16 protein-coding genes are annotated in these 18,051 nt (G+C 72.9%); 7 read left to right on the top strand and 9 right to left on the bottom strand.

Annotated features, from left to right (window positions below; all coding sequences use genetic code 11):
• The first annotated feature begins 26 nt into the window (after positions 1 to 26).
• Entirely contained in the window at positions 27 to 824 is a 798-nt protein-coding gene (locus tag BLU82_RS20170; RefSeq protein ID WP_092622884.1) for an alpha/beta fold hydrolase, read from the top strand.
• A 102-nt stretch (positions 825 to 926) separates the two neighbouring features.
• Positions 927 to 1,469, top strand: a complete 543-nt coding sequence (locus BLU82_RS20165) for a mismatch-specific DNA-glycosylase (protein WP_092622883.1) — start codon at positions 927 to 929, stop codon at positions 1,467 to 1,469.
• Here the strand turns inward: BLU82_RS20165 and BLU82_RS20160 are convergent.
• The gene (locus tag BLU82_RS20160) at positions 1,462 to 2,058 is read right to left on the bottom strand and encodes a LysE family translocator (RefSeq protein WP_197682348.1); all 597 of its coding nucleotides are present in this window, start codon (positions 2,056 to 2,058) and stop codon (positions 1,462 to 1,464) included. The genes BLU82_RS20165 and BLU82_RS20160 overlap by 8 nt on opposite strands.
• A gap of 177 nt (positions 2,059 to 2,235) precedes the next feature.
• Between BLU82_RS20160 and BLU82_RS20155 the strand changes: the two genes are divergently transcribed.
• From BLU82_RS20155 to BLU82_RS20145, 3 genes are read left to right on the top strand one after another with little or no spacing between them, the layout of a single operon-like run.
• Positions 2,236 to 3,234, top strand: coding sequence for a DMT family transporter (locus BLU82_RS20155; RefSeq protein ID WP_092622881.1), 999 nt, complete (start codon positions 2,236 to 2,238; stop codon positions 3,232 to 3,234).
• Positions 3,234 to 3,617 (top strand): hypothetical protein, encoded by a 384-nt coding sequence (locus BLU82_RS35185; protein ID WP_197682347.1) that lies wholly within the window; start codon positions 3,234 to 3,236, stop codon positions 3,615 to 3,617. Before BLU82_RS20155 ends, BLU82_RS35185 begins: the two co-directional genes overlap by 1 nt.
• A gap of 19 nt (positions 3,618 to 3,636) precedes the next feature.
• On the top strand, positions 3,637 to 4,032 hold the full coding sequence (locus BLU82_RS20145) for an NUDIX domain-containing protein (RefSeq protein WP_092622880.1): 396 nt from the start codon (positions 3,637 to 3,639) through the stop codon (positions 4,030 to 4,032).
• Here BLU82_RS20145 and BLU82_RS20140 read toward each other — a convergent pair.
• The 8 genes from BLU82_RS20140 to BLU82_RS20105 all read right to left on the bottom strand — a co-directional run bounded on the left by BLU82_RS20140 (position 4,022) and on the right by BLU82_RS20105 (position 13,684).
• On the bottom strand, positions 4,022 to 4,435 hold the full coding sequence (locus tag BLU82_RS20140; protein ID WP_092622879.1) for a type II toxin-antitoxin system VapC family toxin: 414 nt from the start codon (positions 4,433 to 4,435) through the stop codon (positions 4,022 to 4,024). The two genes, BLU82_RS20145 and BLU82_RS20140, sit on opposite strands and share 11 nt — an antisense overlap.
• A 1-nt stretch (position 4,436) precedes the next feature.
• Positions 4,437 to 4,745, bottom strand: a complete 309-nt coding sequence (locus BLU82_RS20135) for a ribbon-helix-helix protein, CopG family (RefSeq protein WP_092622878.1) — start codon at positions 4,743 to 4,745, stop codon at positions 4,437 to 4,439.
• Positions 4,746 to 4,772: 27 nt separating this feature from the next.
• A complete protein-coding gene (locus tag BLU82_RS20130; RefSeq protein WP_092622877.1) occupies positions 4,773 to 5,921 on the bottom strand; it encodes an alanine racemase in 1,149 nt (382 codons plus the stop codon).
• A gap of 5 nt (positions 5,922 to 5,926) precedes the next feature.
• Complete coding sequence (locus BLU82_RS20125) at positions 5,927 to 6,769, bottom strand: PIG-L deacetylase family protein (protein ID WP_157741148.1); 843 nt, start codon at positions 6,767 to 6,769, stop codon at positions 5,927 to 5,929.
• 91 nt (positions 6,770 to 6,860) lie between these two features.
• Positions 6,861 to 8,948, bottom strand: coding sequence for an alpha-galactosidase (locus BLU82_RS20120; RefSeq protein ID WP_092622875.1), 2,088 nt, complete (start codon positions 8,946 to 8,948; stop codon positions 6,861 to 6,863).
• A 94-nt stretch (positions 8,949 to 9,042) separates the two neighbouring features.
• Positions 9,043 to 11,175, bottom strand: a complete 2,133-nt coding sequence (locus BLU82_RS20115; RefSeq protein WP_172885654.1) for an exo-alpha-sialidase — start codon at positions 11,173 to 11,175, stop codon at positions 9,043 to 9,045.
• Between the two features lie 267 nt (positions 11,176 to 11,442).
• Complete coding sequence (locus tag BLU82_RS20110) at positions 11,443 to 12,459, bottom strand: NAD(P)-dependent oxidoreductase (protein ID WP_092622873.1); 1,017 nt, start codon at positions 12,457 to 12,459, stop codon at positions 11,443 to 11,445.
• A 4-nt stretch (positions 12,460 to 12,463) separates the two neighbouring features.
• Positions 12,464 to 13,684, bottom strand: a complete 1,221-nt coding sequence (locus BLU82_RS20105; protein ID WP_172885653.1) for a mandelate racemase/muconate lactonizing enzyme family protein — start codon at positions 13,682 to 13,684, stop codon at positions 12,464 to 12,466.
• A gap of 167 nt (positions 13,685 to 13,851) precedes the next feature.
• On the opposite strand from BLU82_RS20105, the gene BLU82_RS20100 reads away from it, so the two are divergent.
• Positions 13,852 to 15,963 (top strand): hypothetical protein, encoded by a 2,112-nt coding sequence (locus tag BLU82_RS20100; RefSeq protein ID WP_092622871.1) that lies wholly within the window; start codon positions 13,852 to 13,854, stop codon positions 15,961 to 15,963.
• A 9-nt stretch (positions 15,964 to 15,972) separates the two neighbouring features.
• Positions 15,973 to 18,045 carry a carbohydrate binding domain-containing protein gene (locus tag BLU82_RS20095; RefSeq protein WP_092622870.1) on the top strand — a complete coding sequence of 691 codons (2,073 nt, stop codon included), beginning with the start codon at positions 15,973 to 15,975 and terminating at the stop codon, positions 18,043 to 18,045.
• Positions 18,046 to 18,051: the final 6 nt, after the last annotated feature.

Genomic DNA, 18,051 nt, shown 5'->3' with positions numbered 1-18,051 from the left:
CAGGTGGGCGGGCGTACGGTGGCGGCATGCCGAGTGCGATCGCCAACGGCGTCGATCTGTACTACGAGGCACACGGGCAGGGACCGGTCATCCTCGGCATCCACGGCAGCCCGAGCTCGGCCGTGCTGTGGGAGCCGGCCGCCGTCAGGCTCGGCGCCGTGGGCACGTGCGTCGTCTACGACCGCCGCGGCTACGGCCGCAGCGGTGCGCCCGAGCCGTTCGAGTCGACCGACCTCGGCGACCAAGTGGCCGACGCCGCCGCGCTGCTGGACCGCCTGGGCGCCGAGTCCGCCGTCGTCATCGGCCGGAGCACGGGCGGCTTGATCGCGCTGGAGCTGGCCCGCACCCGCCCACAGCGGGTCGACGGCCTGGTGCTGCTCGAGCCGGCGCTGCTCACCGTCGACGGCGACACCAGGGCGTGGGCCGCGCAGCTGCGCGCGAAGGTCCTGGAGGCCGCCGGCGAGGACCCGGCCCGCGCCGCCGAGGCCGTCGTCCGCGGCGCGCTCGGCGACGACGCCTGGGACCGGATGGACTCCGGCGTGCGGGAGCTGTTGCGGGCCGGCAGCCGCGCCGTCCTGGCCGAGATCCACGGCCGCGGACTGGACCTCAGCGCCGAGCCGCTCGAGCTGAGCGACGCCGACCTCGCCGGCATCGACGTCCCCGCCCTGCTGGTGTCCGCGGCGGGCTCACCCGCCCCGCTGCGCCGCGCGGTGCCGCGGCTGGCGGCCGGGCTGCCGCGCGCGTCCGCGGCCGTCGTCCCCGGCGGACACCTCATCGACCCCGCGGGCCCCGTCGTCGTCGAGTTCGTCCGGCGGCTCGCTTAGGGTGTGTCTCCCAGGTCCGTGGCCTACTGCGCGACGCCCAGGCGGCGCCTCGACGCCGCTCGCTACGGCCGAGACCTGGGAGACACACCCTAAGCTGCCCCGATGGGGTTCACGCGGGCCGAGCTGGAGGCGTTTCGCGACGGCACGCTGCCGGACCTGCTCGGGCCGGACCTGCGGCTGCTGTTCGTCGGCATCAACCCGGGCCTCATGACGGTGGCCGTGCAGACGCACTTCGGCCGTCCCGGCAACCGGTTCTACCCGGCGCTGCAGCGGGCCGGCATCATCGACAGCCCGGACGACCTGACCGGTCGCGGCGTCGGCATCACCAACCTGGTCGCGCGGGCGACGGCGCGGGCCGACGAGCTGAGCGCCGCGGAGCTGCGCGCGGGCGCCGTCGCCCTGGCGGACAAGGTGGCCCGGCTGGCGCCCGCCGTGGTGGCGGTGCTCGGCATCACCGCCTACCGGACGGCGTTCGCGCGGCCGCGGGCGGTGGCCGGCCGGCAGCCCGAGCACCTCGGCGGCGCGCAGCTGTGGGTGCTGCCGAACCCGAGCGGGCTGAACGCGCACGAGACGCCGGACAGCCTGGCGGCCGCCTACCGCGAGGCCGCCGTCGCCGCCGGCCTCGACCTCGCCCCCGTCAGCTGACCGCGACGAACGTGCCGAGCCCGATCATCAGCGCACCGCTGCCGGTCCGCTGGCGCACCTGCCAGCGCTCGCTCCGTGCCAGCCGGCCGTGCAACCGGCCCGCGGCGAGCGCCACCGTCACGTCGGCGGCCAGCACGATCACCACCACGATCAGCCCGAGCACCGCCAGGACCATCGCCGGGTGCGCCCGCTCGGGGTGCACGAAGTGCGGCAGCAGCGCCATGAAGTACAGCGCCGTCTTCGGGTTCAGCGTCTCGACGACGACACCCTGCGCCAGCGGAGACCGCGCGTACGCGTCGCCGCCGGCGATCATCGCGGCGCCCCGCCGCTGCCGGATCGCCTGCACGCCGAGCACCGCCAGGTAGCCGGCGCCGACGTACTTCACCAGCGCGTACGCCGCTGGACTGGCGGCCAGCAACGCGGCCAGCCCGGCGGCCGCCGCGCACACGTGCACGACGGTGCCGATGGCGTTGCCCAGCGCCGACTCCAGCCCCGGCCGCCGTCCGCCGTGCAACGTCCGGGCCAGCACGTAGAGCATCGCCGGCCCCGGCGTCACCGCGAACACCACCGCCGTGCCCAGGAACACCATCCATTGATCCGTCGCCGGCACGATCGTCCTCCCGACGTCCCCCGTCGTGTCGGTCAGATCCTGCGGCCGCCCGGTTGCGGCGCGCTTTCTCGCCGCTTTCCTGCGTCGCGAGGGCCGACATCCCACCTGGTGACAATGCTCTTGAGGGGCAAACCAGTCGTTGACTACTGTCGCCTGATGAGTCGTCAGAACCCGGCCCGCGGCGTCGCCTACGTCGTCCTCGCCGCGGTGTTCTTCTCCGTCAACGCGTCCATGTCGAAGGTCGCGCTGGAGGCGGGGCTGGACCCGTCGGTGCTGGCGGCGCTGCGCTCGACCGGCGCCGCGCTGATCCTGCTGGTGGCGGTGGCCGTGATCGCGCCCCGGCAGCTGCGTATCGGGCTGCGCGAGCTGCCGTTCCTGCTCGTGCTCGGCGTGGCCGGCGGCGCGCTGGTGCAGTGGCTGTACTTCACGGCGATCGACCGGCTGCCGGTGGGCATCGCGCTGCTGCTGGAGTTCACCGCGCCGGCGATGGTCGCGTTGTTCAGCTGGGCGGTGCTGCGCCAGCGGATCCGCCGGCAGACCTGGCTGGGCATCGGCGTCGCGCTGATCGGGCTCGCGCTGGTCGCGCAGGTGTGGACCGACATCGGGCTGGACGCCGTCGGGGTGCTGGCCGGGTTCGGCGCGGCGGCCTGCCTGGCCAGCTACTACCTGGTCGGCTCGCGGATGTCCGGGAGCCGCGACTCGTTGTCGCTGACGTTCTTCATGTTCGCGTTCGCGGCGCTGTTCTGGGCGGTCGCGCAGCCGTGGTGGACGGTCGACCTCGCGCCGCTGGGCCGCGAGACGTCGCTGCTGGGCGTGTTCGACACGGTGTCGGTGCCCGCGTGGTCGACGGTGCTGTGGATCGTGGTGTTCGGGACGATCGTCGCGTACGGGCTGAACCTCGCGGCGCTGCGGCACATCTCGCCGACCGCCTGCGGCGTCATCGGCATGTGCGAGCCGGTCGGCTCCGCCGTCGTGGCATGGGTGTGGCTCGGGCAGAGCCTGTCCGCCGCCCAGGTCGTCGGCGGGCTGGTGGTGCTGGCCGGCATCGCCCTGGCGGAGATCGGTGGCACGGGCACGCCGCCGGAGGGGCAACCGGACCCGGTGGCGACCGGCCTGGCGCCGCTGTCGCCCGAGGCCGCGGCGGCGCCGCACTGATGGCGCTCACAGAGGAGCGGGCGGAGGCGGCCCGCCCGGCGCGCGGCGCGGCCGTCTCGGCGGCCGTGATGGCGCTGCTCGTCCCGGTGCACGGGTTCCTCGTGGCGGTCGCGGTGCTGGCGGCCGGGCGGTACGACTCCAGCGGGCAGGGCGGTCCGTTCCGCTCCTGCACCGCCGACTCCGTCTCATGCGACGGCCCGAACTACGCCATGATCGCGGTCGCCGCCGCCGTGCTCGCCGGCATCGCGCGGGCCGTCGCCGGGCTCGGCGTGCGGGCCGGTGGCTACCCGCGCCGGCGGCGGGCCCGGGCCTGGCTGACCGCGCTCAACGTGGTGGTCGCCGTGGCGGCGGCGGTGGCGTTCTGGCTGCTGCGGCGGGCCTGACGGACGGTACGGTGGGGGCGTGCTCTCGCCCCACTTCGTCGTCGCGGCGGTGTGCTTCCTCGACGCGGAGTCGCGGGTGCTGACCGTCCGCAAGCGCGACACCCACGCGTTCATGCTGCCCGGCGGCAAGCTCGAGCCCGGCGAGAACGCCGCGGCGGCCGCCCTGCGCGAGGTCGACGAGGAGATCGGCGTCGCGCTGCGCCCGGCCGACCTCACCCCGCTGGGCGTCTGGACGGCGCCCGCCGCCAACGAGCCCGGCGCCTCCGTCACCGCGACGGTGTACACCGCCACGCTGCCGGCCCCGCCCGTCGCGGCCCGTGAGATCGCCGAGCTGCGCTGGCTGCACCCGGCCGGCGTCGCCGCCGTGGCGCCGCTCCTCCGTGACCACGTCTTCCCGGCGCTGCTCAGCGCGTAGGGCCGCCCGGCGCGGCGACGCGGAGGGCGTTGTACCGGCAGGCGTCGGCCAGCCTGTGGTCGTAGGTGATCATCAGCTCGACGTCGAGCACGAACGCGGTGGCCAGGTGGATGGCGTCGAGGGAGCGCAGCACCGAGGGCCGGACGCGCCGGGCCAGGCCGACGATGTCCTCGGTGAGGTGCCGTTCGGCGACCCCGGCCAGCGCGTCGTCGACGCCGTCCTGCACGGCCAGACCCTCGGTGACGCGCAGCAGGGCGCGGCCGAGCTCGAGCCCGGCCAGCGACGACGTGACGATGGCGTCGCCGTCGTCGACGTGCCGCTCCAGCGCCCGCTCGAGCGGGTCGGACTCGTCCTCCTGGATCGCGCGCTTGAGCAGTGCGCTGGTGTCGACGTAGACGCGCATGTCAGACTCGGTCGTCGCGGTCGAGCAGTTCGGCCGAGGTGACGCCGGACGGCAGCGTGAGTCGCCGGGACGGGCGCCGGTACGGCGTGCGCGGCGGGCGGACCATCCGGGCGGCGACCAGCTGCTCCAGCTCGCCGGCGCCTTCGGGCGCTTCGCGACGATGCACCGGCTCGGCGCCGAGCCCGGTGTCGATTCCGAGGTAGCTGTCGACGGCAGCGCGCAGGACGTCCTGCTGCGACCGGCCGCTGCGCTCGGCCTCGGCCCGCAGAGCCGCCACGGCTTCGGGGCGAAGCCTCAGGTTGGTGGCCATGCGAACATGGTACCAGCGTGGTACCGATCAGAACCAGGTCTCGACGACGTCGGTGACGATGGCGTCGGGGCTGGTCAAAGCGATCTGCCGCCACTTGTCGAAGGTGGTGCAGGGGTGCGAGATGCCGAGCTGGACGCGGTCGCCGACGGCCAGCGTGGTACCGGGCGGTACCGAAACGAACGCGTGCTGGTCGTTGAGCGCGGTGACCTCGGCGCCGTCCAGCGGGCGGACGTCGGCGACGCCGCGTGGGAGCACGGCGAGCGGGATCGGCAGCCCTTGGTCGAACGAGGCGTCGCGGCGGCCGACGTCGAGGAAGGCGCGGCCGGGCTCGGGCGCCGACACGACGGTGCCCCAGACGGTGAGCGCGGCCCGCAGCCGGGCCGGCGCGTCCGGTCCGTCCAGCGGCGAGTTGCGGCGGAACATGCCGGAGTCGTGCGTGACGTAGCAGCCGCTGCGCAGGATCACCCGCCCGCCGCCGCCCAGCACGTCCGCCACGACGTCGTAGAACATGCTGCCGCCCGCCGACAGCACCACCTGGCCGTCGACGTCGGAGGCGACGGACTCGCCCGCGGCCCGCAGGGTCTCCAGGTACGCCCGGACGGCGGCCATCGACGGCGGGGTGCGGTCGCCCGCCACCGAGCCCTCGTACCCCGCGACGCCGGTGAGCCGGACGTTCGGCGAGCGGTCGATGGCGGCCCGGACGGCGTCGCGGTCGCCCACGCCGCGGGTGCCGGTGCGCCCGCCCTCCTTCCCGACCTCCAGCAGCACGTCCGCGATGGCCCCCGACGGGGCGAACGCCTCCTGCAGGATCTCCACCCCGTCCACGGAGTCGACCCAGCAGCGGAACCCGAACCCACCCGCCACCTCGCGCGCCACCCAGGCCGCCTCGCCGGGCTGCACCAGCTCGTTGGCCAGCTGCACCGCGGGCACGCCGTGCGCCCGCATGACCCGCACCTGGGCCGGCGTCGCGGCCGTGATGCCGGTCGCGCCGGCCGCCAGCTGGCGGGCGAACAGCGCCGGCGCCATCGTCGTCTTGCCGTGCGGCTGCAGCTCGGCGCCGTGCTCGCGGCACCACGCCGCCATGGTGGCGAGGTTGTGTTCCAGCGCGGCGTCGTCGAGGACGGCGAGCGGGGTGGGCAGCTCGTGGACGGACCGGCCGGTGATCGAAGGCGTCACGGGCGTCACGGTACCGGGTAGGTGCCCCGCAGGTTCACCGAGGAGTAGGCGATGTGCCTGGTCAGCGGATCGGTCGCCAGGGCGGCCTCGGTGACCGGCAGGTGCTGGTGGGTCTCGTTGTAGAGGCGGACGAACGCCTCGGCGAAGTTCACCCCGGCGGCCCGGCCGGCCTCGCCGTTGTAAGACTCCACCAGCTTGCGCGCGAACACGCCGTGGTAGCCCTGGCTGACGAACTGGTCCATCGCCGCCAGCTTCGTCCCGACGACCTCGGTGATGTCGACGTAGCAGTCGTTGCGCACCCCGTTCAGGCTGAGCGCGTCGAGGTTGTAGACCGGCAGGCCGGTGAGGAACACCTGCCGCACCGGCACCTCGTCGCGGCCGTCGAGGTTGCGCAGGTAGGTCCCGGCACGGGCGAGCGCGGCGAGCGCCATGCCGGTGGCGACGGAGTGCGCGTCGAAGTAGGCGGGGCTGCGCGGATGGTCGGCGATGACGATCTCGGGCTGCTCGGCGGCCAGATGCTCGGCGATCTCCTCGACGACGTCCTCGTGGACGGTCGCGTAGGTGTCCTCGTGGTCCAGCGTGATGATCCGGTCGATCCCGATGATCTTGGCCGCGCGGTCCAGCTCGTCCTTCTTGTTCGCGACGATGGCGTCCAGGCCGGCGGTCGCGACGGCGTCGTCGGGCGCGTCCTTGCGCCACTCCTCGGCGTACTTGTTCGCGTGGATGCGCCCGCCATGGCTGAGGATCAGCGCGACCACCTCGTCGCCGCGCTGCGCGTGCCGGGCCAGCGTGCCGCCGCAGTTGGTGATGGTGTCGGCGGGGTGGGCGTAGATCGTCATGATCTTCATGGAGGTCTCCAGGTTCCGAAGGTGCGCCAACGCGTGCCAGGAGCCAACACGGAACATCATTCCATGTCAAGGCTGCGGCGGGCCGGCGGGCTCACGCGCGGTCCAGGACCACCAACTCGCTGGCGTAGTCGCCGACCAGCCCGACCCGCAGGCCGTGATGCATGAGCAGCGCCCCGCTGTACCGCGTCCCGGTCGCCCCGTCCACGTATACGGCCGCCGGGTCGAGGCCGCGCAGCCGTAGCTGCACCGTCCGCCGCAGGTGCCGCACCGACGGCGCGAACGCGAACACCGCGACCTGATGACCCGACGGCGACCGGTAGCTGAGCGCCGTCACGTCGTCGGGCGCGCCGCTCAGCCGCCGCATGACGCCGTACTGCACCGTCGCCCGCACCTGCTTGTACTGCGCGACGTACTCGGCGGCCTCCGCCAGCGCGGACTGCGGCCAGTCGGCGAGGTTTCCGCCGATGCCCAGCAGCCCGGTCATCGCCGAGTGGAACCGGAATCGCAGCGGGATCTCGCGTTTGGTGAGGTAGGTGGGGGAGTCGGTGACCCAGGCCATCATCGTGTGCGGTGAGTGGGCATAGGTGTAACCGTGCTGGATCGTCAGCCGCTCCAGCGCGTCGGTGTTGTCGCTGGGCCAGACCCACTCGGTGCGCGCCATGACGCCGAGGTCGGCCCGGCCGCCGCCGGACGCGCAGCTCTCGATCCAGACGTCCGGGTGCCGGGCGCGGACACGGTCGAGCACCTCGTAGAAGCCCTCGACGTGCCCGAGCCAGACCGAGCCGTTGCCGACCCCGTCCGACGCCTCGGTGAGTGGCCGGTTGAGGTCCCACTTCAGGGCGTCGATCGGCGCCGACGACAGCAGCGCGTTCAGGGCCTCGACGAGGTGCGTGCGGACGTCCGGGCGGCTCAGCGCCAGCATGTGGGTCTGCCGGGCGAGGGTGCGCGGGCGGGTCGGCCACTGGTAGATCCAGTCCGGGTGGGCGCGGAAGAGGTCGCTGTCGGGGCTGACGGCCTCCGGTTCGACCCAGACGCCGAACCGCATGCCCAGCGCGTGCACCTCGTCGGCCAGTGGCTGCAGGCCGTCGGGGAAGGCCGTGGGGTCTGGCGTCCAGTCGCCGACGCCCGCGCTCTCGTCCTTCCGGCCGGCGAACCAGCCGTCGTCGATGACGAACAGCTCGGCGCCCAGGCCGGCCGCCCGCCGGGCCAGCTCGAGCTGCGACTCCGGGCGGACGTCGAAGAACGTCGCCTCCCAGCCGTTGTAGAGGACCGGCCGGACGACATCGGGCCGCGGCACGACGAACCGGCGCTCGTAGGCGTGCCAGCGGTCGGTGAGGTCGTCGTGCCCGGCGGACGCGTACACGCCGACGGTGACGGGGGTGGTCCACGACGTGCCCGGCGCCAGGGGATGCCGCAGGTCGAAGTCGTTGACGCCGGCGGTGACGTGCAGCCGGCCGTCGTGGGCGAGCTCGGCCGCCAGCCGCCACGAGCCGCTCCACGCCACCGCGACGCTCCAGACCGCACCCGCCTCGTCGCCCGCGCCGGCGTCCAGAGCCAGCCACGGCTGCGCCGCGTGCCCGGGGATGCCGCGCCGCGACTCCAGTACCAGCCGGCCCGCACCGAGCGGGCGCCGCGTCACCTGCGTCTCCGTGGCGTACATGCCGGCCAGCCAGGTCGCCTCCCAGCGCGGCTGCCACGGCAATCCCCAGGTCGCGGAGTACGCCCGGTCGAGCACGACGGGCGCGTCGCCGTCATTGACCAGCATGGTCCACCGCTCCAGCGCGCCGCCGCGAACCCGGTAGTGCAGCTCGGCGGCGAACGGGTAATGCCGGTCGGCGAGCCGGACCGTCAGCTGATCGGCGCTGATGGTGTGCGACCGGTAGGCCAGGTCGAGCGCACGGACGCCGTCGGCGAACTCCACCTTGAGCGCGGACTCGTCCAGCCGCCGGCCGCCGTGCGCCACCAGCTCCTCGGTGTGCGCCCGCGGGCTGGACCAGGTGTTCGAGCCGAACTCGCGCGGGTCGTCCGCCAGCAAGCCGGTGACGTCGTCCGGCTCCAGCGGGCCGCCCCAGTGCAGATGGCGCAGGTCGCCGTCAGGGGTGACGGCGAGCGCGTAGGCGAACCCGTCGCCACGCAGCAGGAAGGCGTTCCGGTCGGTGAGGTGGTTGACGGCTGTCACGCCGAAGCCTAGTCATGGCATGACGTTCCATGTCAATGACGTCGGGTCGGCCCGGGCTCGGCGTGCGTCCGAACCCGGGCCGGCCGCTGCGCCGTCAGCTCAATGGACTCACCCGGAAGTCGTCGAAGTCGTGTTGCGAGCCGGAAGCGGACTCGACGGTGTAGGAGCTGACGGTGACGCCGGTGTAGCCGGCGGCGTCGTTCCAGCGAGCGGTGGTGTCCAAGGTCGCCCCGTTGAGGCTGAATCGAGCCTCGGTGGCGGTGGTGTCGATCGTCACCGGCATCCAGGTCTCGGGCGGCGCGTATGGCACGGTTCCGATGTCGGCCCAACCGGAACCTGTGTGCGCCCGCACGCGGAAGGTGCCGGCGGCCGCGTTGGCCGTCACCCAGAACTGCCAGGCGGTCGTCGTCTCCCCACCGGCGGTCTGGCCGGGGATGGAGAAGACGACCCCGGTCGAGCCGTAGGCCGAACCGGCGTACTGGAAGGAGACGCGCTGCTCGGGTGTCGCCGGCGCCGGGAGCGTCGCGGTGGCGGTCGCCTCGGCGTCCCAGTCGACCAGCGTCAGCCGGCGGCTGCTGTCGGCGCCGGGGATGATCGTGTCCGCGACCACGGCATGGCGGGTGTCGGTGAATCCTCGCGGTACGGCGTTCACGGCGTCGTTCTCGAAGGTCATGGTGTCCGCGGCATACAACTCCAGCTCGGTGACCGCGTCCAGAGTGCCGCCATCAGGGGCGTTGATCTTGACGTACTTAGCCTGGGTGGGCTCGATCTGGTGGTAGCGCACCGAGTAGTCGACGGTCTCGCGGACCTTGACGACCGGCTGACCCCACGCCCTTCCGTCGACGGACAGCTGGACGTCGGCGTCCTGAGCCGTGCCGTAGGCCAGCATCAACCCGATCCTGTCCAGCGTGTACACCTGATCCAGCTCGATGATCAACGTGCCGTCCTCGGCGATCGGGGCGGCGGCGTAGCGGTCGGCGCTGCCGTCGACGGCGCCCTCGATGCGCGTCTCGGGGAAGGCGTCCGGCCCATCGAGTACGTCGCCGGACAGCCTCACGCTGCCGGAGGCGACCTTCGTCTCGAGGTCGAGCTTGCCGGTGCCAGGTGTGACGGCGTCGATCACCCGGGCCCAGACGCGGTGCAACTGGCCGTACTCCCGGCAACCCCAGACGTTGGCGCAGGCGTCGCCGAACATGACCGACTGGTTCGCGCTGACGCTGACGATCGCGGTGTTGCCGCTGGAACCGGTGGTCCGTGCGGGACCCCCGCGAGGAGCGTTGGCGAAGATGTTGTGGTAGTCGTCCCAGGTGCGTCCGGTCCCGTCGCGGCTCACCAGCAACGAGTTGTCCGGCCTGCCGTAGGTGAGCAGGAGCATGCCGTTGGGCTGGAGCACCACACCCGGGTCCACCGCGCCCGTGGGCGCACCGTCGGGAGCGTCGATGACCTGCGGCGTCGTCCAGGTCACGCCGTCGTCGTCGGAGTAGGTCTGGAAGACCGCCGCCTGGCCGTCACCACGCAGGAAGCCGATCAGGCGGCCGTCACTGGTGCGGCTGATCGCCATCTCGTTCGTGCCGAGCGTCGCCGTGGGCGGCAGGATCGCGGGATTGCGCACGGTCCAGGTGTCGCCCCGGTCCACGCTCGCCAGCAGCGCCGACCGGTTGCGTGTGTCGCCACGTGCCAGGCCGTAGATGGGCATCAGCAAGGTGCCGTCGACGAGTTGGAGGATGCCCCGGTGAACCCGGATCCACGAGAACCCGACGGTGTCCTCGACTGTCGCTGTGCCCCGGGTCCAGGTCTCGCCCAGATCGGTGGAACGGGCGATGTTCAGCGTGATGTCGCCGGTCTGCGCATCGACCGGGCCCGGCACGAACTCGACCGACAGCAGCGACCCGTCGTCCAGGCGGGCCATGCTCAAGGCGGGCAGGAACTCGTCGTGCCGGTCGAAGGTGATCGCACCGTCCTTCGACACCGCATGCGCATCGATGCTCTCGACCAGGGTGGAATCACGGTTCTCCGCCCAGCTGACGTGGACCTGCCGCTCGGTGACGCCATCGGTGACCCGGTCGGTCGCGAACGCTTGCGGGAAGGCGCTGAGCTGGCCGGGGCCAGGGCTGCTCACACTCCACTCCGCGCCGGGCGTCACGCCGTACTCGCCGGGTGCGGCGCCTGACACCAGTGGGACCGCGGTGGCCAGTGAGCTCCGCGGATCGCCGGCCAGTAGCGCCATGATCGCGATCCCCGACAAGGCGATACCACCGAACCTGCGCCAATGCGGCCCAGTCCTCTGGTGACACCGTTCGCAACCGCAGGCCGCGGTCCGGGCAGGTCGACTCATCGAAACACCTCCGCGTGCTGGGTTTCCGGGGCCAGTCACGTGGGACGAGGAAACCCGGCACGGCATTCCATGTCAATGGCCTCAGGTCACATCGCAAGTCGATGCTGACATGGAATGACGTTGTGCGTTCCTGGGCGGAGTGGTCGACCTTCTGAACGTCTACCGGCCCAGTTCGAGGTCCGCCGGGTCGATCAGGTTGAGCAGCGGCTCGCCCGCGAGATGCCGGGCGAGGTTGCGGTGGAACAGCTCCCACAGCCGGGGCAGGAAGTACGTGCTGCCGGTGGAGCCGGAGACGTGCGGCGTGATGACCGTGTTCGGCAGGTCCCACACGGGGTCGTCGGCGGTCAGCGGCGACCGGTAGTGGACGTCCAGGGCGGCGCCGGCGATCGCGCCGCTGTTCAGCGCCTCTCGGAGCGCGGACTCGTCGACGACGTGCGCCCGGGCCGGGTTGAGCAGCACCGCGTGCGACGGTAGCGCCGCCAGCGCCGCGGCGTCGACCAGCCCGCGGGTCGAGGACGTCGACGGCGTCGCGACGACGAGGTAGTCGAGGCCGGCGTAGAACTCGGCGCCGCGGTCGAAGCCGAACGCGCGGTCCGGCTCCGGCCAGTCCGACGCCGGCCGGTCCAGCGGGTCGAACCGGCCCGTGCGGGGTCCGGGCGCGGAACGGGTCAGCGTCCAGATCTCCAGACCGGCGGAGCGCGCCAGCCGGGCCGCCTCCTGCCCGACGTTGCCGTAGCCGACGAAGCCCACCCGCCCGCCGCGCAGCTCCGCCTGGAACGCGGCCGCCCGGTTCCAGCTGCGGGCCCGCTGCTCGGCCAGCATGGCCGGGAGCCGCCGCCGGAGGGTGAGCATCATCAGCAGGCACCACTCGGCGATCGGGATGTCGTTGACCCCGCTGGCGTTGGTGACGGCGACATCCGGACGCAGCGGCGCGCCGGCCACCTGGGCGAAGCCGGCGGATCCGAGCTGGAGCCAGCGCAGCGCCGTCAGGTCCTCGACGCCGGCGGGGAGCTGGTCGGCGAACAGGACGGTCGCGGTGCGGGCCAGTGCGCCGGGCAGCCGGTCGCCCGCGCCGTACGGCGCGATGTGGTCGACGCGTGCCGGGCCCACGAGGTCGCGCACCCGGCGCAGGCCGTCGTCGTCGACCGGCTGGGCCACCACGATGTGCTCGCTCACCGGCTCAGCTCCGCAGCTGCTTGCCGGGCACGCTGGAGAACTCCTCCATGCCGGGCCGGAACGGGAACCGCGCCTTGACCTCGTCGGACAGCGTGACCCCCAGGCCTGGCGCGTCGGGCCGCAGCACCTGGCCGTCCTCGATGACCAGGTTCTCGCCCCAGAGCAGGGTGTGCAGCTCCCCTGCGTCCGGCGGGATCTCCACGATCAGCGTCGACGGCGACGCGAACGCCGCGTGCACGTTCTGCATGACGCCCACGCCCGCGCTCCACGCGTGCGAGGCGACGCTCGCCCCGCGCTCCGCGGCGAGCCGGCCGACGTCGACGAACTCGGACAGCCCGAGCCAGGACGCGTCCGGCTGCGCCACCGCGAACGCGTCGCGGAGCATCCAGAGCCGGAACTCGTCGTAGCTGCTCAGCTGCTCGCCGCCGGCCACCGGGACGGGCGACACCCGGGTCAGGTCCGCGTACTCGTCCGGGTCGCGGTAGGCGAGCGGCTCCTCGAAGAAGGTGAGGTCGTAGGGCTCGAGCGCGGTGAGCACGGCCGTCGCGGTGGCGAGGTCCCAGCGGGCGGTGCCGTCGCGGTGGCCCATGTGGCCGTCGAGCATGATGGCGACGTCCTTGCCGGCGTGGGCGCGCAGCAGCTCCAGCTTCTCCACCTCGACCGCGACCGCGCCCTCGGGGCCGCCCGGCGCCGGGACGGGGCGCCGCTCGGCCATGTCGAGGTAGCCGGAGGCGACCTTCACCGCGGTGAAGCCGAGCTCGAGGTACCGGTCGACCTTGCGCATGAGCTGGTCGGGCGGCCACGGCGACGGGCCGCCGGTGGCGTAGGCGGGCAACCGGTCGTACCGGGCGCCGCCGAGCAGCTGGTGCACCGGGACGCCCTCGGCCTTCCCGGCGAGGTCCCACAGTGCCGCCTCGATGCCGGAGATGACCGCCGCCCCGACGCCCACCCGGGCGAAGTAGGCCAGGCTCTGCCGCATCCGAGCGGTGAGCACGCGCGGGTCGAGGGTCTCGGCGCCGAGCAGGATCGGACGGACGTAGTCGACCACCGGGCCGATCAGCTCGGGCGCGAAGTAGCCCGCGTAGGTCTCGCCCACGCCCGTCAGCCCGGCGTCGGTGCGCAGCTCGACGAACCCGGCCGTGCGGGTGCGCTTGGCGAAGGTGATCCACGGATCGTTGCTCGACGGCCCGGTGAGCAGGACCGGGCTGACCTCGGTGATGCGCATGCCGCCATCAGATATGGAATCCGGTGCCATGTCAAGGGCGGAATCAGCCGCCCGCTGACCGTGCCCGGGGCCGGTGAGCCGCCACGACACCCTTGACATGGAACCAGCTTCCATGAATTCTCATCCCACCTTTCCGCGATGTCCGGTTCGACGAACAGGAGCAGTCGATGGACGAGATCAGGTTCTCCCGGCGCGCAGGGCTGGCCGGTGCGGTGGCGGGCGGGCTCACTCTCGCCGGCGCCGGGACCCTCGCCGGCACGGCCGCGTCGGCGACCGAGGTGCACTGGACGGACGACCTGGACGAGCTGACGCTCTTCGCGTTCGACCAGGTGTCCATCCCGTCGGTGCAGAACCTCAAGCTGGAGATGCGCGACCCCGTCAAGCATCCGGCCAACCCGGTCGTCCCGCGCGGCGAGGCCGGGGCGCCGGACTCGTGGGCGGTGCAGTTCTACGGCTCGGTCATCAAGGTCGGCGACGTGTACCGCATGTGGTACTGCGCCGTCAGCGCCGAGGAGCGCGCCGAGCACACCGGCGGCAGCACGTCCGCGCTGTGGCGGGTGGCGTACGCCGAGAGCACCGACGGCGTCACCTGGACCAAGCCCGACCTCGGCCTGGTGGAGTTCCGCGGCAGCACGCACAACAACCTGGTCCGGATGGACCCGCCGATCGGCGTGCTCAACCTCAAGGTGCTGTACGAGCCCGACGACGACCCCAGCCGCCGCTACAAGATGGGCTGCCACGTCTACTGGCAGAACAAGGGCAATCGGCACGGCACGCTCGCGGTCTACGCCAGCCCGGACGGCCTGACGTGGACGTCGCTCACCGACGTCGCGCCGGTCGAGGCCGAGATGGTCCCCGACGAGCTGCTGCTGCCGGCCTTCCACGCCGAGCCGGTCGGCGGGCTCTACAAGTGGAAGGGCACGTACTACGCCAGCGGCCAGAACGGCATCGGCGCGGTGCGGCCGGTCCACGGCCGGGTCGGGCGCACCTGGGAGTCCGGCGACTTCGCGAACTGGCAGCAGACCAGCACCATGACCTGGATCCGGCACCAGCAGCACACCATCCTCGGTCCCGGCCGCAGCCTCGACGGCGAGCAGCAGCACGAGGGCGTCAGCGTGTGGAACCGCGGCAACGTCCTGCTCGGCGTCGTCGGCCGCTGGCACGGCGACATGAGCTGGCAGAACGTCACCATCGACCTGGGGTTCCTGGTCAGCAACGACGGCATGGCCTTCCGCGAGCCGGCGCACGAGTGGACGTTCATCCCGCGCGGCGGCGACGGCGCACCGGCCGAGCTGGTCGCGAACGCCTCGTTCGAGACGCTCGACGGCGACGGCTGGCCGGCGCCGTGGACGCTCGACGCCAACCGCGGCCAGACGGCGGCCCCGAGCACCGACCGCTCCCGCACCGGCAGCACCAGCCTGCGGGTCGAGAACGTCGCCGGGACGTCGATCGGCGTGCGCACGCCCAAGTTGCCGGCCACCGAGGGCGTCGAGTACACCGCGTCGATGTGGGCGCTCACCGAGTCCGGCACCCCCGCCCAGCTGTACGTGGACTTCTACGACGACATCGGCCGGCGGCTGGCCAACCACTTCGTCCAGCCCGAGCCGTCCGCCGACTGGGCCGAGGTGACGCTGGCCGCCACCGCGCCGGCCGGCACCGCCACGCTCGACGTCATGATCTACGGCGCCACGGCGGGGGTCGGGGTCTCCTTCCACGACGACGTCGCCGTCAGCTGGCCCGGCTCCGGCGAGGGCGAGCCCGAGTGGGACCGCGGCGGCGTCATCCAGGGCCAGGGGTTCGAGAACGTCGGCGACGAGACGTTCGTCTACTACGGCGCCTGGGACCCGCGGGTGAACATCCCCGGCGTCCCGCTGCCGCCGCGCGGCGGCGTCGGCATCGCCATCCTGCCTCGCGACCGGTTCGGCGACCTCATGGTCGACCTGCGCGGCGAGGGATCCGGTGACTACCAGATCCCCGAGGTGACCAGCGAGTTCATCACCGCGACGATCGTGCTGGGCGCGCGGCACCGGCGGCCGCGGTTCCACGTCAACGCCGAGGGCCTGGGCGAGGGCGCGACGCTGCGGTTCGAGCTGCTGGAGCACGACTTCACCCCGATCCCCGGCTACTCCGGCGCCGACGCGGCGATCGTGGCCACCGACGGGTTCCGCACGCCGCTCTCGTGGGGACGCGGCCGGCTCCCGGAGAAGGTCCGCCTCCGCGGCTTCTTCGACGGCGAGCAGAACACCTCCATCAAGCTCAGCGCGATCTACGTCGACTGAGGGGCCGGCATGGAGTCCGTGCGATTCACCCGGCGGGCCGGTCTCGCTGGCGCGGCGGCCGGCGGCCTCGCGCTGGCCGGTGTCCGGCCCGCCGGGGCCGCCGAGGCGGCGGCCGCGTCCGTGCCGAGCGGCGAGATGACGATCTTCGCCTTCGACCAGGTGTCCATCCCGTTCGTGCAGAACCTGAAGGTGGAGCTGCGCACGCCGTCGAAGCACCCGGCCAACCCGGTCGTCCCGCGCGGCGGACCGGGCGAGCCGGACTCCTGGGCCGCGCAGTTCTACGGCTCGGTGATCAAGATCGGGAGCACCTACCGCATGTGGTATACGGCGGTGGGCGACGAGCGGGACGAGTTCGGCGGCCGGCCCGAGTGGTGGAAGGTCGCGTACGCCGAGAGCACCGACGGCGTCACGTGGACGAAGCCCGACCTCGGGCTGGTGACCTACCGCGGCAACACCGCCAACAACCTGGTGCGCATGACCCCCGGCGTCGGGGTGCAGAACGTCAAGGTCCTCTACGAGCCCGACGACCCCGATCCGGACCTGCGCTACAAGATGGCGGCGCACGTCTACTGGGACAACCGGGGAAACAACCACGGCACGCTGGCGCTGTTCGCCAGCCCGGACGGCCTCGACTGGACGTCGCTCACCGGCATCGCCCCGGTCGACTTCACGCTCGAGCCGAGCGACCTGGTGCTGCCGGCGCTGCACGCCGAGCCGGTCGGCGGCCTGTACCGGTGGGAGGGGAACTACCACCTGTCCGGGCAGAACGGGAACCCGTCGGTGCGGCCGTACCACGGGCGCGTGGGCCGCGGCTGGATCTCCGGCGACTTCGTCACCTGGTCGCAGACGAACGTCATGAGCTTCGCCCGCACCGAGCAGCACACGCTGCTCGGCGCCGGGCGCAGCCTCGAGGGCGAGCAGCAGCACGAGGGCGTCAGCGTCTGGAACCGGGGCAACGTGCTGATCGGCACCGTCGGACGCTGGCACGGCGCCGCCGACTGGGACGACGTCAGCATCGACCTCGGCTTCGTCATCAGCAACGACGGCGTCAACTTCCGTGAGCCGGCGCACGAGTTCACCTTCCTCGAGCGCGGCGGGCTGGCCCCGCCGGTCACGGTCGGCAACCCGTCGTTCGAGGACCTCGCGGGTGGCTGGCCGGCGGACTGGACGCTGGACCCGTCGCCGCGCGGCCAGACCGCGTCGAGCAGCACCGTGCAGGCGCACACCGGCACCCGGAGCCTGCGGGTGCAGAACGTCGCCGGGACGCCCATCGGCGTGCGCTCGGCGCGGCTGCCCGCTCAGCCCGGCGTGCCGTACACGGCGTCGATGTGGACGCTGACCGAGAGCGGCACCACGGCGCAGCTGTACCTGGAGTACTTCAACGCCGCCGGCACCCGCATCGGCTCGCGGTTCGTCCAACCGGCCGCGAGCGGGACCTGGCAACAGGTGTCGGTGACCGCGACGGCGCCGGCCGGGACGCAGACCCTCGACGTCATGGTCTGGGGCACGACGGCGGCGGCCGGGGTGTCGTACCACGACGACATCGCCGTGGCGCCGGTCGACTGGGACGCCGGCGGCCTGCTGCAGGGGCAGGGGTTCGAGCACGTCGGCGACGAGACGTTCGTCTACTACGGCGCCTGGGACCCGCGCACCAGCGACGATCCCGAGCCGCGCGCCGGACGGGGCGGCGTCGGCATCGCCGTGCTGCCGAAGGACCGGTTCGGCGACCTCGTGGTCGACCTGCGGGCCAAGGGCTCCGGCGACTACCAGATGGCGGAGATCACCAGCGAGTTCCTGACCGCGCCGATCGACATCGGCAGCCGCACGGCGGCGCCGGACGTCTTCGTCAACGTCGAGGGACTCGGCCCGGACGCGACGCTGCGGCTGGAGCTGCTCGACGACCGGCTGACGCCGTTGCCCGGGTACTCGGGCGCGGACACCGCGGTGGTCGCGACGGACGGGTTCCGCACGCCGGTCACGTGGCCGGGCACGGCGGCGCCGCCCGAGCGGATCCGGATCAGGGGCGTCTTCGCCGGCACCGCCAACACCACCATCAAGCTCAGCGCCATCTACCTCGTGTAGGAGGAC

The organism is Jiangella sp. DSM 45060 (assembly GCF_900105175.1).
GTDB lineage: Bacteria > Actinomycetota > Actinomycetes > Jiangellales > Jiangellaceae > Jiangella.
The sequence above is the reverse complement of the archived record's forward strand: the minus strand, read 5'-3'. Positions and strand labels throughout refer to the sequence as shown.

Excerpts from the sequence above, each read along its gene's own strand:
- BLU82_RS20125 (WP_157741148.1), bottom strand. The coding sequence starts at position 6,769 with ATGAAGATCATGACGATCTACGCCCACCCCGCCGACACCATCACCAAC.
- BLU82_RS35185 (WP_197682347.1), top strand. The coding sequence starts at position 3,234 with ATGGCGCTCACAGAGGAGCGGGCGGAGGCGGCCCGCCCGGCGCGCGGC.
- BLU82_RS20095 (WP_092622870.1), top strand. The coding sequence starts at position 15,973 with ATGGAGTCCGTGCGATTCACCCGGCGGGCCGGTCTCGCTGGCGCGGCG.
- BLU82_RS20140 (WP_092622879.1), bottom strand. The coding sequence starts at position 4,435 with ATGCGCGTCTACGTCGACACCAGCGCACTGCTCAAGCGCGCGATCCAG.
- BLU82_RS20160 (WP_197682348.1), bottom strand. The coding sequence starts at position 2,058 with ATGGTGTTCCTGGGCACGGCGGTGGTGTTCGCGGTGACGCCGGGGCCG.
- BLU82_RS20135 (WP_092622878.1), bottom strand. The coding sequence starts at position 4,745 with ATGGCCACCAACCTGAGGCTTCGCCCCGAAGCCGTGGCGGCTCTGCGG.
- BLU82_RS20115 (WP_172885654.1), bottom strand. The coding sequence starts at position 11,175 with ATGGCGCTACTGGCCGGCGATCCGCGGAGCTCACTGGCCACCGCGGTC.
- BLU82_RS20100 (WP_092622871.1), top strand. The coding sequence starts at position 13,852 with ATGGACGAGATCAGGTTCTCCCGGCGCGCAGGGCTGGCCGGTGCGGTG.
- BLU82_RS20155 (WP_092622881.1), top strand. The coding sequence starts at position 2,236 with ATGAGTCGTCAGAACCCGGCCCGCGGCGTCGCCTACGTCGTCCTCGCC.
- BLU82_RS20170 (WP_092622884.1), top strand. The coding sequence starts at position 27 with ATGCCGAGTGCGATCGCCAACGGCGTCGATCTGTACTACGAGGCACAC.
- BLU82_RS20105 (WP_172885653.1), bottom strand. The coding sequence starts at position 13,684 with ATGCGCATCACCGAGGTCAGCCCGGTCCTGCTCACCGGGCCGTCGAGC.
- BLU82_RS20165 (WP_092622883.1), top strand. The coding sequence starts at position 927 with ATGGGGTTCACGCGGGCCGAGCTGGAGGCGTTTCGCGACGGCACGCTG.